Origin of the sequence: Pseudomonas sp. BS-2016 (assembly GCF_001806145.1) — a bacterium.
GTDB classification, from domain to species: Bacteria; Pseudomonadota; Gammaproteobacteria; order Pseudomonadales; family Pseudomonadaceae; genus Aquipseudomonas; species Aquipseudomonas lundensis.
In genome coordinates, this window is record NZ_MLCT01000018.1 from 191,744 (window position 1) to 207,621 (window position 15,878).

The 15,878-nt window shown below is 57.4% G+C and carries 12 protein-coding genes; 3 read left to right on the plus strand and 9 right to left on the minus strand.

All coding sequences use genetic code 11. The features are described from left to right. Positions 1–13 precede the first annotated feature (13 nt). The 5 genes from miaA to BKD70_RS09575 are packed head-to-tail and all read right to left on the minus strand — an operon-like array spanning position 14 to position 5,649. Positions 14–994 (minus strand): tRNA (adenosine(37)-N6)-dimethylallyltransferase MiaA, encoded by a 981-nt coding sequence (miaA, locus tag BKD70_RS09555; RefSeq protein ID WP_047273122.1) that lies wholly within the window; start codon positions 992–994, stop codon positions 14–16. Next, a complete protein-coding gene (gene mutL, locus BKD70_RS09560; protein ID WP_047273121.1) occupies positions 994–2,907 on the minus strand; it encodes a DNA mismatch repair endonuclease MutL in 1,914 nt (637 codons plus the stop codon). Before mutL ends, miaA begins: the two co-directional genes overlap by 1 nt. Continuing rightward, positions 2,904–4,328 carry an N-acetylmuramoyl-L-alanine amidase gene (locus tag BKD70_RS09565; RefSeq protein WP_197432272.1) on the minus strand — a complete coding sequence of 475 codons (1,425 nt, stop codon included), beginning with the start codon at positions 4,326–4,328 and terminating at the stop codon, positions 2,904–2,906. Before BKD70_RS09565 ends, mutL begins: the two co-directional genes overlap by 4 nt. Further along, positions 4,328–4,801: a tRNA (adenosine(37)-N6)-threonylcarbamoyltransferase complex ATPase subunit type 1 TsaE gene (gene tsaE / locus BKD70_RS09570; protein ID WP_047273120.1), complete on the minus strand. Its 474-nt coding sequence runs from the start codon at positions 4,799–4,801 to the stop codon at positions 4,328–4,330. Before tsaE ends, BKD70_RS09565 begins: the two co-directional genes overlap by 1 nt. Then, positions 4,789–5,649, minus strand: a complete 861-nt coding sequence (locus tag BKD70_RS09575) for an NAD(P)H-hydrate dehydratase (protein WP_047273119.1) — start codon at positions 5,647–5,649, stop codon at positions 4,789–4,791. The genes tsaE and BKD70_RS09575 overlap by 13 nt, the downstream gene beginning before the upstream one ends. Before the next feature lie 62 nt (positions 5,650–5,711). Between BKD70_RS09575 and queG the strand changes: the two genes are divergently transcribed. Continuing rightward, positions 5,712–6,776, plus strand: a complete 1,065-nt coding sequence (gene queG / locus BKD70_RS09580) for a tRNA epoxyqueuosine(34) reductase QueG (protein ID WP_047273118.1) — start codon at positions 5,712–5,714, stop codon at positions 6,774–6,776. A gap of 10 nt (positions 6,777–6,786) precedes the next feature. On the opposite strand, the gene BKD70_RS09585 is transcribed toward queG, so the two are convergent. Both BKD70_RS09585 and BKD70_RS09590 read right to left on the minus strand, forming a co-directional pair. Continuing rightward, positions 6,787–11,469 carry an RHS repeat domain-containing protein gene (locus BKD70_RS09585; protein ID WP_047273117.1) on the minus strand — a complete coding sequence of 1,561 codons (4,683 nt, stop codon included), beginning with the start codon at positions 11,467–11,469 and terminating at the stop codon, positions 6,787–6,789. Positions 11,470–11,522: 53 nt separating this feature from the next. Continuing rightward, on the minus strand, positions 11,523–12,518 hold the full coding sequence (locus BKD70_RS09590) for a hypothetical protein (protein ID WP_047273116.1): 996 nt from the start codon (positions 12,516–12,518) through the stop codon (positions 11,523–11,525). 725 nt (positions 12,519–13,243) lie between these two features. Between BKD70_RS09590 and BKD70_RS25325 the strand changes: the two genes are divergently transcribed. Next, the gene (locus BKD70_RS25325) at positions 13,244–13,423 is read left to right on the plus strand and encodes a hypothetical protein (protein ID WP_240478001.1); all 180 of its coding nucleotides are present in this window, start codon (positions 13,244–13,246) and stop codon (positions 13,421–13,423) included. Here BKD70_RS25325 and BKD70_RS09600 read toward each other — a convergent pair. Together BKD70_RS09600 and orn are read right to left on the minus strand one after the other, a co-directional pair. Continuing rightward, the gene (locus BKD70_RS09600; RefSeq protein WP_047273115.1) at positions 13,405–14,016 is read right to left on the minus strand and encodes a trimeric intracellular cation channel family protein; all 612 of its coding nucleotides are present in this window, start codon (positions 14,014–14,016) and stop codon (positions 13,405–13,407) included. The genes BKD70_RS25325 and BKD70_RS09600 overlap by 19 nt on opposite strands. Before the next feature lie 169 nt (positions 14,017–14,185). Continuing rightward, positions 14,186–14,728 carry an oligoribonuclease gene (gene orn, locus BKD70_RS09605; RefSeq protein ID WP_047273114.1) on the minus strand — a complete coding sequence of 181 codons (543 nt, stop codon included), beginning with the start codon at positions 14,726–14,728 and terminating at the stop codon, positions 14,186–14,188. A gap of 106 nt (positions 14,729–14,834) precedes the next feature. Between orn and rsgA the strand changes: the two genes are divergently transcribed. Next, complete coding sequence (rsgA, locus tag BKD70_RS09610; protein WP_047273113.1) at positions 14,835–15,866, plus strand: small ribosomal subunit biogenesis GTPase RsgA; 1,032 nt, start codon at positions 14,835–14,837, stop codon at positions 15,864–15,866. The last annotated feature ends 12 nt before the right edge of the window (positions 15,867–15,878 follow it).

The following is a 15,878-nucleotide window of genomic DNA, read 5'->3' on the forward strand; positions in this document are numbered from 1 at the left end:
CATTTCCGGAGACTCAGCTCAATATGGAGACCGATCCCAGGTATTTCAAGGCTCGTGGCAGATTGTCGCAGGCCAGGCTATCAAGCCAATGCATGTCATCCCAGCCGCGCAACCAGGTGAACTGCCGCTTGGCCAACTGGCGCGTGGCAATGATGCCGCGCTCCTTCATCTCGGCCTGCGACAGCTTGCCGTCGAGGTAGTCCCAGACTTGTCGATAGCCCACTGCACGTATAGACGGCAACCCCGCATGCAGGTCACTTCTATTACGCAGGGCTAGGACCTCATCTATGAACCCCTGTTCCAGCATTTGCCCGAATCTTTGTGCAATTCGTTCATGCAGTACCTGACGTTGCGCCGGAGCGATGGCCAGATGCGCGACAGTATAGGGCAATTGGCTAGCGCCTGAAGCCGCTGCTTTAGTAGATTGCTCAGATTGTTTCTGGCGATGCGCAGTCATGCTCAGACCGCTGACGCGATAGACCTCAAGCGCACGCGTCAAACGCTGGGGATCGTTGGGGTGAATGCGCGCCGCGGACTCGGGATCGATCGCCGCCAACTGATCGTGCAAAGCCTGCCAGCCCAGGCGCTGCGCCTCTTCTTCGAGCTGCGCACGCACCTCGGGATCAGCGGCCGGCATGTCTGCCAGCCCGTCAATCAATGCCTTGTAATAGAGCATGGTGCCGCCCACCAACAGCGGAATATTGCCGCGCGCGGTGATCTCGGCCATGGCCTTTAACGCATCCGCACGAAAGTCAGCCGCTGAATAGCTCTCGGCGGGATCGAGAATGTCGATCAATTGGTGCGGATGTTTGGCCAATATGTCGTGCGAAGGCTTGGCAGTGCCAATGTCCATGCCGCGATACACCAGCGCCGAGTCAACACTGATCAGCTCGCAGGGCAGCACTTTGCTCAGCTCAATGGCGAGGTCGGTCTTGCCGGCTGCCGTCGGCCCCATCAGAAAAATGGCGGGGGGTAATGCGTTGGAACCTGTCATCAGCGACCGCGCAAAAAGAGTTTGTCCAAGTCGTCCAGACCCATTTGGGTCCAGGTGGGACGACCATGATTGCACTGACCACTGCGCTCGGTGTTTTCCATGTCACGCAACAAGCCGTTCATTTCCGGGATCGCCAAGCGGCGATTGGCCCGGATCGCACCGTGGCACGCCATGGTGCCGAGCAGTTCGTTGAGGTGCGCCTGAATCCGGTCACTGGTGCCGTATTCCATCAAGTCGGCCAGCACGTCATGCACCAGACGCTGAGCTTCTGCTTGCTTGAGCAGGGCCGGAATCTGGCGGATGGCCAATGTTTCCGGGCCCAGACGCTGCAATTCAAAGCCCAGGCGCTGGAACCATTCGGCGTGTTCTTCAGCGCAATCGGCTTCGCGCTGACTGACGGCGATCGACTCGGGCACCAGCAACGGCTGCCCGCTCAAACCTTCGCTGGCCATGGCGATTTTCAGCCGCTCGTACATGATCCGTTCATGCGCGGCGTGCATGTCCACCAACACCAGGCCCAGCGCGTTTTCGGCAAGGATATAAATGCCCTTGAGCTGCGCCAGCGCAAAGCCCAGCGGCGGGATGTCGCCCTGCCCTTCAGGCAGTGGCGAGGCATTGGCTTCGGGTAGCGGCGCGAAAAATTCGCGGTAGGCATTGCGTGCTTCTTCGGCGGGCACCGAGGGCGTGGCAGGCTGTGGGCGGTACTGGTACTGATACCCCGCTCCGGCGCCTGATCCGGCAACGTGCGGGGTGGGCGCGGACTGCGGCTGTTCCAGCACATGGGCGGCCAGGCGCATTTCACCTTGCGGACCAAACTCCCCCGCGTCCAGACCGGTCGGGCGCTCAGCCCCCGGCACGGGTGCCGGAGCTGCCAGTTGGTCCTCGGGGCGCACATCACCCAGCGCACGGTGCAAGGTGCCGTACAAAAAGTCATGCACCATGCGCCCGTCGCGAAAACGCACTTCGTGTTTGGTCGGGTGAACGTTCACGTCGACCACCGAAGGATCGACCTCGAAAAACAGCACAAACGTCGGGTGACGCCCGTTAAACAGGACGTCGCGGTACGCCTGACGCACCGCATGCGCGACCAGCTTGTCGCGCACGGCCCGGCCATTCACGTAGAAATACTGCAAGTCGGCCTGGCTGCGCGAGAATGTCGGCAAGCCCACCCAACCCCATAAATGCAAGCCGTTGCGCTCGACTTCAATCGGCAGCGCCTGCTCCAGGAACGCCGAACCGCACACCGCGGCCACGCGCCGGGCACGCGCTACGTCGTCACGCGCCTCGTGCAGGTTGAGGATCGACTTGCCGTTGTGGCGCAAATTGAAGGCCACGTCGAAGCGCGCCAACGCCAGACGCTTGATGACTTCTTGCAGGTGATCGAATTCGGTTTTTTCAGTCTTGAGAAACTTGCGGCGCGCAGGGGTGTTGAAGAACAGGTCGCGCACTTCAACCGACGTGCCCACGGGATGGGCCGCCGGCTGAACCCGAGGCGCCATGTCGCGGCCTTCGGTTTCGACTTGCCACGCCTGATCGGCACCACGGGTGCGCGAGGTCAGGGTCAACCGCGCGACGGAACTGATGGACGCCAGCGCCTCACCGCGAAAACCGAGGCTCATCACCCGCTCAAGGTCTTCAAGGTCACGAATTTTGCTGGTGGCGTGCCGCGCCAGTGCCAGAGGCAAATCGTCGCTTGAGATACCGCTGCCGTCGTCGCGCACACGCAACAACTTGATACCGGCTTGCTCAACGTCCACATCAATGCGCTTGGCGCCGGAGTCCAGGCTGTTTTCCAGCAGCTCTTTGATCACCGACGCGGGACGCTCAACCACCTCGCCCGCAGCAATCTGGTTGGCCAGGCGCGGGCTGAGCAGTTCAATCCGCGCACTGCTCGTGAGCTCAACATCACTCATTGCTTGGACACCAGTTCAGCAGCCGGAATACTCAGGGTCTGGCCCACTTTGAGTTCATCGCTTTTCAGGCTGTTGCTGGAGCGCAACGTGGCCACGCCAACCTGATAGCGCACCGCGATCATGGCCAGCGTTTCGCCCGGCAACACACGGTGCTCGCGAGCGCTTTGGGCGATTTTGCCCGTGTCTCGCAACCAGGCGATGTACGTGCCCGGCGGCGGGTTTTGCTGGAAGAACTGGCGAACACCGCTGCTGATCGAGCGCGCCAGTGCTTGCTGGTGATTCGCCGACGCCAGCTTCGAGGCTTCGTTGGCATTGGAGATGAAGCCGGTTTCCACGAGGATCGACGGGATGTCCGGCGATTTAAGCACCATAAACCCGGCCTGTTCCACGCGTTGCTTGTGCAACGGGGTCACGCGACCAATGTTGGTCAGGACTTTCTGACCCACGTTCAAGCTGGAGGTCAACGACGCCGTCATCGACAGGTCGAGCAGCACACCGGCCAGCATGCGGTCTTTGTCGTCCAGGCTGACGTTACCGGCACCGCCGATCAAGTCAGAACGGTTTTCACTGTCGGCCAGCCAGCGTGCGGTTTCAGAGGTGGCGCCGCGTTCAGACAACGCAAACACCGAAGCGCCAAACGCAGCCTTGGAAGGCGCGGCGTCAGCGTGAATCGAGACAAACAGATCGGCGCCCTTCTTACGGGCAATTTCAGTACGGCCACGCAGAGGAATGAAGTAATCGCCCGTGCGGGTCAGTTCGGCGCGGAAGCCTTTCATGCCGTTGACCTGACGCTGCAATTCTTTGGCAATGGCCAGCACCACGTCTTTCTCGCGTTGACCGCGGGAGCCGGAAGCGCCCGGGTCTTCACCGCCGTGGCCAGCGTCAATGACCACCACAACACTGCGCTTGCCACTCGGGATCGGGGGCAATGTGACATCAGGCTGCGCAGGGGTCACCGGCACCACAGGCACCTTCGCCACGTTGGTGGCAGGCAGACTTGGCGCCAGGTCCACGCCCTGGTCATACAGGTCAACCACCAGACGATTGCCGTACTGGGCGTTAGGCGCCAGCACGAAACTCTTGGGGGTGACGGCCTTTTTCAGGTCAATCACCACGCGCAGGTCGGTGGGTGTGCGTTGCGCCGAACGCAAACTGGTAATCGGCGTGTTGGCCGTCGGCACATTCAATGCACCGGCCAGAGTGGCGCCGTTGATGTCGATCACCAGACGGTCAGGCGATGTGAGGGTAAATACGCTGTGTTGCACCGGGCCTGTCAGGTCAAACACCAAACGGGTGTTGTCCGGGGCACGCCACAGCCGCACGCTTTTTACCTGAGTCGCGGCCAAGGCATTGACGGCCATGACACTGAGCAACACTCCAACGACACTCACTAACGCGCGAAAGCGCATACCAAACCCCATCATTGATTGTTTTCCGGTGCCAAGGCGGCACACCAAGACTCGCCACGCGAACCTTGGGGCGTCAGCTTCAGCAAACGCCCGGTGTTATGCGGGGTAATGGTAATGGTCAGGTCGGGCTTTGGCAAAAAGCCTGCACCCTTTTCGGGCCACTCGATCAAACACAGTGCGTCATCTTCGAAATAGTCGCGGATGCCCAGAAATTCCAGCTCTTCAGGGTCAACCAAACGGTAAAGGTCGAAATGGAAGGCGCGGATGTCGTCAATCTCGTAGGGCTCAACCAACGTAAAGGTCGGACTTTTAACCGCGCCCACATGCCCGAGCCCGCGGATCAGGCCGCGTGACAGGGTGGTCTTGCCCATTCCAAGGTCGCCTTCAAGGAAGATCAGACCATGGCCTTGCGTGATGCCCGCCAACTTTGCGCCAAACGCGGTCATGGCCGCTTCATCGTCCAGTTGCAGTGTTAATTCGTGCACGGTGCGTGTTCCTCCAACAACTGACGAATGGCTGGAATCAAATCAGTGGCCGCCAGCCCTCGGCCCAAAGTTCCTTGTTGCTCTCCGGCGCTGGCATGCAGCCACACCGCCAGACACGCAGCATCAAACGCTGCCATGCCTTGTGCCATGAAGGCGCCAATCACCCCTGCCAGCACATCACCCAACCCGGCGGTGGCCATGGCAGGGTGACCGAGATCGCAGCGCGCCAACTGCCCCTCCAGCCCGGCAATCAAACTGCCTGCGCCTTTAAGCACGCACACAGCTGAGTATTTTTCAACCAACGCCCGCGCCGCTGCAGGGCGATCGGCCTGCACCTGTTCAGTGCTGATGCCCAGCAACCGAGCCGCCTCACCAGGGTGCGGCGTCATCACCGTGCCCGGAGCCAAGGCAAGGTCAGCGTTGGACAACAGATTCAACGCATCGGCATCCCACACTTGCGGGATTTTTGCCTGCGCCGCTGCGGACAACAAGCTACGGCCCCATGCCGCCTGCCCCAAACCGGGGCCGACCACCAACACCGAGGCTTGCGCCAAAAGGCCCATCACCTGATTGGCCGACGACACACCTGAGGTCATCACTTCAGGCAAGCGGGTCAACGCCGCGGGCACATGCTCAGGGCGTGTGGCCAGCGACACCAGCCCGGCGCCGCAGCGCAAAGCCGCCTGAGCGCTCAAGGTAATCGAGCCGCCAAAACCTCGGTCACCACCGATAAGCAGCACGTGCCCGAACTGGCCTTTATGGGCGTCTGGCGCGCGGGCAGGCAGGCGTGGCAGCGTGGCTGCACGCAGGAGGTCGGGTTCAGATAACAGGTGTTTGGTCTGCGGCATACGTGTCGGGCTCCGATGTCTGGCAGAATTATACGCATCTCAGCCCCGGTTTCTCTTGCCTCATGCCTGCTAATACTGTCGACCTGCCCGCTCTCGCTCAATCCATCAAGGAATGGGGCCGCGAGCTGGGCTTTCAACAAGTCGCCATTGCCGGCCTCGACTTGGGGGAGCACGAGCAACACCTCGAACGCTGGCTCGCGGCGGGCTACCACGGCGAAATGGACTACATGGGCGCCCACGGCAGCAAACGCTCGCACCCCGAAGAGCTGGTACCCGGCACCTTGCGCGTGGTCTCGCTGCGCATGGACTACCTGCCCGGCGACACGCACATGGCGCACTTACTGGCCCAGCCTGAAAAAGCCTACGTGTCGCGTTACGCACTGGGGCGTGATTACCACAAGCTGATCCGCAAGCGCGTGCAACAACTGGCAGACCGTATTCAAGCCCAGATCGGGCCGTTCGGCTTTCGCGCTTTCGTCGACAGCGCCCCGGTGCTGGAAAAAGCCATCGCACAAAAGGCCGGTTTAGGCTGGATCGGCAAGAACACCTTAGTGCTCAATCGCAAGGCGGGCAGTTACTTCTTTTTGAGCGAACTGTTCGTCGACCTTGCGCTGCCCGAAGATGAGCCCCACGAAACCGAGCATTGCGGGCGCTGCACAGCCTGTCTGGACATTTGCCCGACCAATGCGTTTGTCGGGCCGTATGTGCTGGATGCGCGGCGGTGTATTTCATACCTGACGATTGAGCTCAAGAGCGCCATCCCGGTCGAACTGCGGGCCATGATCGGCAATCGGGTGTTTGGTTGCGATGACTGCCAGATCGTGTGCCCGTGGAACCGCTTCGCCCGTACCACGGCCGAAGGTGACTTCAAACCACGGCACAATCTGGACAACGCCGAACTGGCGCAACTGTTCATGTGGGATGAAGCCACGTTCCTCAGCAGCACAGAAGGCTCGCCGCTTCGCCGCGCCGGTTATGAGCGCTTTCTGCGCAATCTGGCCGTGGGACTGGGCAATGCGCCGTCGACCATTCCTGTGCTGGAAGCATTGAAGGCACGCCGCGATTACCCGTCAGAGCTGGTGCAGGAGCATGTGCAGTGGGCGCTTGATCAGCACGCGGCGCGTTAGGGGTTTGGGCTTACTTCTTCATCAGAGCGTGCCCGCCCACCTGGAGTATTTCTACTGAATCCTTGTGCAATAAAAACGTCACGCGGTCCTTTCCACCTATTCGAATCTCATATTGATGTATGTTTTTAGCCGTGCCACTCATTCTTGTGTACTTGGCGTCACCCAGTTTTTGCGCGGCTATACCCGGGTGTAAATTCTGCTCTTCAATACTTCTAACAAAACGCTGATAGTCATTCAGGGCACTCTCACTCAAATCTGAACGTATATTTTTCGGCTTGGGCGCAATAACCTTCCATTTGACGGTGGGTGCAATCGTTTTCCCTTTGGCACCTTTTGCCATTGCCTTTCCGGCCTTCAGCGCCCCTTTTCCATCGAGCCCACTCTTAAAGGCATCGTGCAAACGATTACCAACATGGCTGAAAGCTTTGCCCATGGCGGCAAGGCCTATACCCACTGATAGAAGCCCAAGCCCCAGACTTACATAACCCAATATTTCGCCTGCACCTGACTCCGGGCAGGCCCCTTGGAATACAGCACTGGCAATCCCTGCGATGCCACTGGTCACGCCCGCCACCAGTCCCGCGATTGCCAGCGGTGTAGCCGCACCAAAAGTTGCAATACTTGCCAGGATACCCAGCGCGGCCATACCGGCGCCTAGCAGAGCTTCCCAAACGGAATGCCCTGTAGGATCGCTTCGATTGATCGGATCACCCAAACAATAGGCATAGGGATTCAACCCTCCGGCTCCAAACGGACTCTGGTTGTCCGGACTTTGAAAACGCATCAGCAACGGATCGTAAGCCCGATAGCCATTGCCCAACAGGTAGCACTCAGTCACCGAGTCAAGCCGCTCGCCATTGAAACCGAGCCCGGTCAGCACATCACCCTGCATCGACCGGTTGCCATAAGGGTCATACGCAACCGAAGAAAAATGATCAGTCACAGAGGCACCCAATACGGTTTTCTGTGAATCACCCGCCAATAAGACTGTACGTACCGCTGCCCCTTGCTCCTCCTGCCCCAGCAGCGTATTTCCCATACGGAAAAACGTCTTGGTATCCGAGCCTTTCACTTCATTGACCAAACAGTCATCGCGGTAAAAAAAATGCCTGGGCGCCGTGTCGCTATCGATCACCTCAACCAACCGATCCCCCGCGTCATAGCCGTACTTGCGAACGGCAGCATTAACCGCCAGCGATACCTGTGTGAGACGACCCAGGCCGTCATAACTCAACGTCCGACCGGCTGCATCCAGAATCAGATGCCCATTGGCGTCATAGCGCAATGTAACCGCCGCTGGATAGTCCGCATGAGAGTGCTCAACCTTGATCAACTGCGTCGGATCACTCTCGCTCATGGTGTAGGTCGTAGTGTTTTGACCGCCCTCAAAGTCTGTCTGCAGCAACACAATGTTGTCCCAGGCATCAAATTCGAAGCGCTGGGCCACAATTTCTTTCCCGAGCGGGTTACAGGGACGCTGGGAGCCATTACACCGGTAATGAATAAGTCGTCCCCGACGGTCATAGTCGAAATGCTCATCGCGCAGGACGACCCCGTTACTCAACAGGCTGCGCTGAGCAACTTTACTGGCACGGGTGTAACGGGTTTTCAGAGTGATTTTCTCGATGCCATTGGCGTGCACCACGCGCTGCACTTCCCGTCCCAGCTCGTCATAATTCAAGGTCGTTATGAGCTGTTGGTGCGCTGCATCACTGGCTTTGATGATGTGCATCTGCCCCAGGGCGTTGTACTCGCATTCAGCCTTTAAGGCACCGTTACTCATGGTTTTCAACCGGCCATATGCGTCATAACCATGTTCGCTTCGCGAACCGTCTACACCGATCTGGCTCAGCACGCGCCCCCCCAGAGAGTAGGTGTAGAAAGCCTCGTACAACTGCCCCGCCAAGGCCCATTGCTCGCGCTTTAGCCTTCCCGCACGGGAGTATTCATAGGTGCTGGTTCGTCCCTGTTCGCTGGCGCGAGTGAGCAATCCGGAGCGGGGGTCATAACCATAAACGGCGGTTTGATTCGCGCTCGTACGTCCGACCACAGCGCCATCAAGCTGCGCCTCATAGTCACGTGTGCTGCGCTGACCATCGGGTCGAGTGACTGCGCGTGGAAGTGAGCTACCCGGTGCATATTCATAGGTCGTTTTCCGCCCCCCGGTGTTGCTTGCGACCAAACGGCCCAAGCCATCGAATGTCTGGGTGCCGATCACTTTGTTAGCCGCTTGAACTTGCACCGGCAGTTCCTCGCTACTGAACAAGGCATACCGGGTTTCTACAACCGTCGCGTCGGGCAAAGTGCTTCGACAGAGGCGCCCAAAGGCGTCGTACTCAAATGCTGTCTCATTGCCTTCGGGGTCTGTTTGCCGGATGCATCGGCCAAAGCCATCGTAGACATGGGTCGTTTTGGACTGGCTAACGCCCTGCAAGTCGAAGGTCTCCACACTGACAGGCTTGCCTTGGGTATTAAAGAACGTGACCGTTTTACCTTGCCCCTGCTTCCAGCAGACCTCCGATAAATCTTCGGGGGATCGCTCGACATGCGCCTGCACACCATCAGGGTGCAGCGTTGTTTTGACCTGCCCCCAATCGTCATAGACATAGCGTGTCTGAAGCACCAACGGCGTGCCTCCCAGCCAGTCTGTCACTGTTTCGCTCTGAAGCTGACCCAGGCTGTTGTACTGGTTGCGCTTGATGAGCCGCAGTGGCTGTTCGGTCGAAGTACTTTCTACGTCTTGTTCCTCGATCGTGCAGACACGGCCAATACCGTCGTATGTCACTCGCTGCTGCATACCATTGACATCAGTAATGAGGAGCGTGGGGTACTGCGACTCGGATTGGGGAAGCTGGTAAGTCCGTGTTTTTGAGGCTTCGTAGGATGAAGCCTTGGAAACGGTTTCGCGTATCACCCGCCCTAACGCGTCATATTCATATTCGACAGGCGCCTTGTCCTCTTCGCTACGTGATAAACATGCTCCCGTAAATGCGCAGTAAACAACGCGGTCCGTTGCGCGGCTTTCGTCATGGCCCGTCAGTACAGTTTCTACCGTCACCGCTTGATGACTGATGGAGTAGTTATTCGTTTCTTTGGTAGCCAAGCCGTTGAGGGTCGACGTTTTGGCTACTTGGCGACCATGCAGAGTGGGATCCTGAGGTGTTGCGGCGTATTCATAATCGGTTTGTTCATGCAGAACCTCGGTTTCACCCACACGTACAAAAAACTGCTCACGCACGGGAACAACCGAAGCAACTGTCGAGCCCTCCAGCAACGGTAAGGCGGTATACCGAAATCGTGTGATGTGATGAGGGTCTTGCGCGTGGGTGCCAGAGAAAACCGTTTTTTGACGTGGGAATCGCACAAACGTTAAAGGGTCCGCCGGGCAATCGTCAGCGCCTTCGCTGGGGAAATAGTCTGTCAGCGTGGTAAGGCCATCAGGCGTTATACGTTTGACTTCATTGCCATATGCGTCGAATTCAAACTGTGTGACCTCTTCACGCAAAGTGCCTGTCTTGACATCCTCGTAGCGCTTCAGCGAGCGCTTTGGCAGTCGACATTGAGCGGGCTGGTCCCTGAAGCACTTGCCTGGCTCAGTGTGATAATCCACCCGCTCGGATATTTTTTTGGCACCGCACTGAGTCACTTCAGCGTCCAGCAAATGAAACTTGTTGAAGGTGCGCACTGTTTCACTGTGCACCTCACTCCCTGACATCAGGGTTTCGGTCGATGCATAGCTGTAATCTCCAACAACTTTGTACAGCCTGTCGCCAGACGTTTCAGATGAGAAACCGGCCGCCCCAAAGCCTAGAAAGTTGGTATCTGAAAAGCTGAAGCGCTTGTGAATGAAGGGCTGCCCATGACCCGGGAATACAGCATGTGTTGCCACCGAAGCCATTGCAGGCATGCCGCTCCCCTCAGGAAAGCGCAGCCCCCTTTTTTTGTAACTTATATGTTCAACGGCCCCCAAGGGTGAGTACAAGCGCGACACATAGGCCAACCCGTCGAGAACCAGATAACGTATTTCCCATCGCCCCCCCTCGGGCAAAGTCATACTTGAGAGGCGGTTATTAACTAAATGAATAACGAAAGTGGCTTCCTCAGCGGAACCGGGAAAGCGCTTGAGCTCTAATCCAGCGCCCGTACGCGTGATCGACAACAGCGTGCGACGGCTATCGCGCACCTCGCTGAGCATCGGATGACCGTTATAAAGCGTGTACGCCAGTTCAAGACTTGCCCCGTTGGCACTCCATATTCGTTGCGTCACTGCAACGTTGCTGAGCCCCATCATGGCCAGTTCTTCACGTTGGCCATTTTGAGCGGACAAGAGGAAGCGGTTTTCCCCTATTACAAGCAATTTGTGGCGCTCAAGTTTTTGATCCGTCAGCAGAACCCTGGACGGTAACTCCTGCGTTTTATAGGTTTCTCCGCCTGCCAGCGATAGCGTTTTAGCTGTCCGATCATAACGCGTACCCGCCAGCGTCCAGCCGAGACCACAACCGCGATCAACGGAATTAAGCGGGTTGAAGTGAAGGCTCAGTGGCAGGGCTGGACCATTGAGCGCATGAGAATGGACGTTGCCCAACGACAATCTACAACTGTAAATACCTGTGCGAGGATCCACACCTCCCGACAGGAAACTATCAAAGTTAAAAGCATTTGAATAAATGTCGCTATTTTCCGTAACTGGCATTACGCACCCCTTTCAAATTTTATATATCACGCGAATAGAACGCCCCCTTTTCGTCATTTCAACTCGAAGCCTTGCTCATACTCATTAACGACAATATGCAGCGCATGTTCCGTCCCGTACTCGTCAATAACGGTGATGAAACAAGGATTTTTTTTCGCCGGACGAGTTCGATCTCCCCATCCAGAAAGCCCTTGAACAATGGTTAACTCTCCAGCCCTGTCATTCACATCAACGATGTAGTTCTGTCTGAAACGCCCTGAATGGTCTGCCGAGTCTGTAGGCAGCCAGACATGAAGCTGCTTGTTCTCGGTGGGAGTGAGAGTAGCCACAACATACAAGGGAGAGTTGATGGTGCCTCCCGTCCAAGAATCGCAGTAAAATGGCTGCCCTCTAAATACCTCTATATCTTTAGTAATCCAGTCTTGAAGGGCAATATTGCTTGCGCCCACACGCAATCCCAAATACCACTTGTAAATTTTGTGTCCTCGGTCCGCGGGCTCAGCAACTTTCTCCAATCGGAAATACTCAGGGCCATAGCGAACTGGGGCAATCGCCTCCAATGTCACTGAACTGTCACTGCCCCCTATTAAAGAGTGAGGGTTATTGCTTTTCACCACCTGACCATTGGGGAGGGTAATAGCGGCAGCTATCCTGGTTTCATCCAATTGATTACAGCTGATCCAGCGCTCAACCACCACCCCGTTTTCATCTTCATCGCTGGCGTGACGACGCTGACGCCCTCCCGCGCCTGAGATGTCATGCCTGTATTGGTTGGGCACTTCACGGACCATCCACTGCGACCCAAGATCATGCCCACCGTGATAGTGAATCAGTTTAAGGCTTTTAAGCATGTCATCCGAAGGGCGAACATCACGCCCATTGTTATCGATGCAGCTTATTAATACGGTGATTCGCGCTTGCATCCTTTCATTCGCATAAATTTTTTTAGACACATTATTGGGATGCGAGTCAAAAACCACACTTAACTTTGAAACCCCTGCAATGTCGCCCACATCGACAGCAGCACTATCCTTTAATAATTCATTCACACGTAAGCTCCCTGTCTAATTTTGATCGCACAGATCCTTCCATGCCTTTGCAGATTAGCTCAGCCACTCAACAACAGAGAACCGTATGTTCTCTACAAGCTGTAGGCTGATTCTCCGCAATCGCATCAAATTAAGTTGCTCCGCTAGCGAAACCGTTCACGCCCCCTAAATAAGAACATTCAATTCAGAAAACTATTATCAGGACAGGTGAGTGATGCACTGTCGCACACAGGGAATATTTAAATCCGCATGACGGGTAAACTTTCGCCTACAAAAAGAGCGTTAAGTTAGAAAAATTTCCCACACAAATTGCAACGTCTGCACCTGCATCGTCGTTTTCATTTGCGGGATGTTTCCTTGAAAAACCGCACCGCCTTGTGGCATTTGAAATGCGCGGATAGTCTCGCAGAGATCAGTGACCGGGTTTGACAGACCGCATGAGGACGAGTAAGGCAACCGCTAGCCACATTTCACCGTGTCATGGCCGTTGTGTGCGGGGCACTTTCGGGTGCGCCGGGTATTGGTTGTTCTCCCCGGTCTGTCAACCTGCACACAACTGCCACCTTTCGATTGACCGCGAAACTGCAGCAGCTCTTCCAACTTGAATGTGGGCACAAATCGATGAAAACAATCGTCTCCGACCCACCCCTCCATTCCCTGCACACCACGGCCCATTCCGGCTCGTCCTTATTCAGCATCAACCCGGCGTCACGGCTCAGGAAGCCTTGCAGCAGGTCTCGTTGTTGCTCAAAGGGGCAGAATTGAACGCCGACGACATCAGCTCCCACCTCAGCCGCTTTGAAGCTGAACGGTTGTGGAGCGTGATTCATAACGTGGAGATGGCGCGCGCCGTGGTCGACGCGCTCTTGGCAGGTGTACAGCCGACTCAGTGCGCGTCGTTGTAGACGAACTTGGGCATTTCCCAGTTAAAGCGGATTGCCAACAGGCGCAACAAAAGCCCACCGAACAAGGTGACAAAAATCGCCTGCTCGTTGGGCATGTTCCAGTAAGTACACAGCAAAAAGCACCACGCAGCCGCAAATGAAACGCTGGCGTAAAGCTCACGGCGGAAGATCAGCGGGATGTCGTTACAGAAGATGTCTCGCAGGATGCCGCCAAACACACCGGTAATCACACCACTGACGGACGCGACCAGCATGCCCTGGCCCATTTCCAGCGCGGTCATGCAGCCGATCAGGGTGAAAGCCACCAGCCCCAGCGCATCGAGCACCAAAAACAGTGAGCGCAGGTGACGCATCAAGGGGGCAATGAAGATCGTGACCAGCGCAGCAAACGTGGTCAGGACCAGGTATTCCGGGTGTTTGACCCAAGTCAGCGGGTAGTGACCGAGCAGCATGTCGCGCACCGAGCCGCCACCGAGCGCCGTGACGCACGCAATCAGTACCACACCAAACCAGTCCATGCCCCGACGCCCGGCAGACAGCGCCCCGGTCATGGCTTCGGCAGTAATGGCAACTAAATAGAGCATCAGCAACATGGCGGCGTTCCTTGCAATAAGGCGCGCAGTCTACTCAGTTGGCGCGGGCACCAAAAGGGGGCGGCGTGGGCACGACTGTTGTAAAGGTTGTCGGCAGGCCACGCCACCGCTGAAAACGGGTTGCCGCTGCGCCCTTAGCAGCCGGCGGCAGCGGCGACCGGCACGCGTTTCAGAACTTGATGAAGTGTTTGCGGTAGTGCTGCAACTCGGCAATCGACTCGCGGATGTCGTCCAGCGCCAGGTGCGTGCCTTTTTTCACCAGGCTGTCGCGCACTTCGGGTGCCCAGCGAGCCACCAGTTCCTTGAGCGTCGAGACGTCAAGGTTGCGGTAATGAAAGTAGCTTTCCAGGGTTTTCATGTGGGTATAAAGAAAGCGACGATCCTGGCAGATGCTGTTGCCACAGATCGGCGACTTGCCTTTGGGCACCCATTGTTCGAGGAAGGCAATGGTCTGTGCCTCGGCCTCGGCCATGCTGGTGGTGCTGTCTTTGACGCGCTGGGTCAGGCCGCTGTGACCGTGGGTGCGGGTGTTCCACTCGTCCATGCGCGCCAGTACGTCGTCGCTGTGGTGGATGGCGATGACCGGGCCTTCAGCCAGGGTGTTGAGGTTGCTGTCGGTGACAATGGTGGCCATTTCGATAATGACGTCGTTGTCTGGGTCCAGACCGGTCATTTCCAGGTCAATCCAAATCAAATTCTGTGGGTTTTGCATAGAAGGCTCCTGGGCTTAGTCGCGCAGTTTAGCTTAGGCACGCAGCCCACGTGCTAAACTCGCCAGCGTTTTACCCTCCTTATCGTTTTATCAACACGGAACACCCATGGCCAAACGCCAGCTCAACCGTCGCCAAAACTGGCGCATCGAAAAGATCCAGGGCGAGCGCGCTGCCCGCGCCGCCAAACGCGAATCCAGTGCCGTCGAAGCGCTTGAAGGGGGCGATCTGGGCCCCGAGCAACTCGGTCTGGTGATCGCGCACTTCGGTGTGCAGGTCGAAGTCGAGGCCCAGGAAGGCGAGCTCAAAGGCCAGATGTTCCGGTGCCATTTGCGTGCCAACCTGCCAGCCCTGGTGACCGGTGACACCGTCGTATGGCGCGCGGGCAACCAAGGGATTGGCGTGATCGTCGCCCAGTTGCCCCGCAAAACCGAACTGTGCCGCCCAGACAGCCGTGGCCAGCTCAAGCCGGTTGCCGCCAACGTCGACATGATTGTGATTGTGTTCGCGCCGATGCCCGAGCCACACGCCAACTTGATCGACCGCTATTTGGTAGCCGCCGAGCACGCGGGGATTCGTCCGTTGCTGTTGCTCAACAAAGCCGACCTGATTGACGAGCAAAACGCCCCTGCGCTGAATGCGTTGCTGGGCGTTTATCGTCAGTTGGGTTATCCGGTGCTGGAAGTGTCCGCACATCACGGCGACGGCATGCAGCAGTTGCAAGCCAAGCTGGACGGGCACATCAGTGTGTTTGTGGGTCAGTCGGGCGTGGGCAAGTCATCGCTGGTCAACAGCTTGCTGCCCGAGGTCAACCTGCGGGTCGGACCGCTGTCCGAAATTTCCGGTCAGGGCACGCACACCACGACCACGGCGCGGCTGTTCCACTTCCCGGGTGGCGGCGAGCTGATCGACTCCCCTGGTATTCGCGAGTTTGGCCTGGGCCACGTGAGCCGGGCGGATGTGGAAGCCGGGTTTATCGAGTTCCACGATTTGATCGGCCGTTGCCGTTTCCGCGACTGCAAGCACGACCGCGAGCCGGGCTGTGCCTTGCTGATGGCGCTGGAAGATGGCCGCGTACAGCAACAACGCATGAACAGCTACCGTTCGATCATCGCCAGCCTGCCTGAGTCGAGTTACTGAACGGTGCCTTCA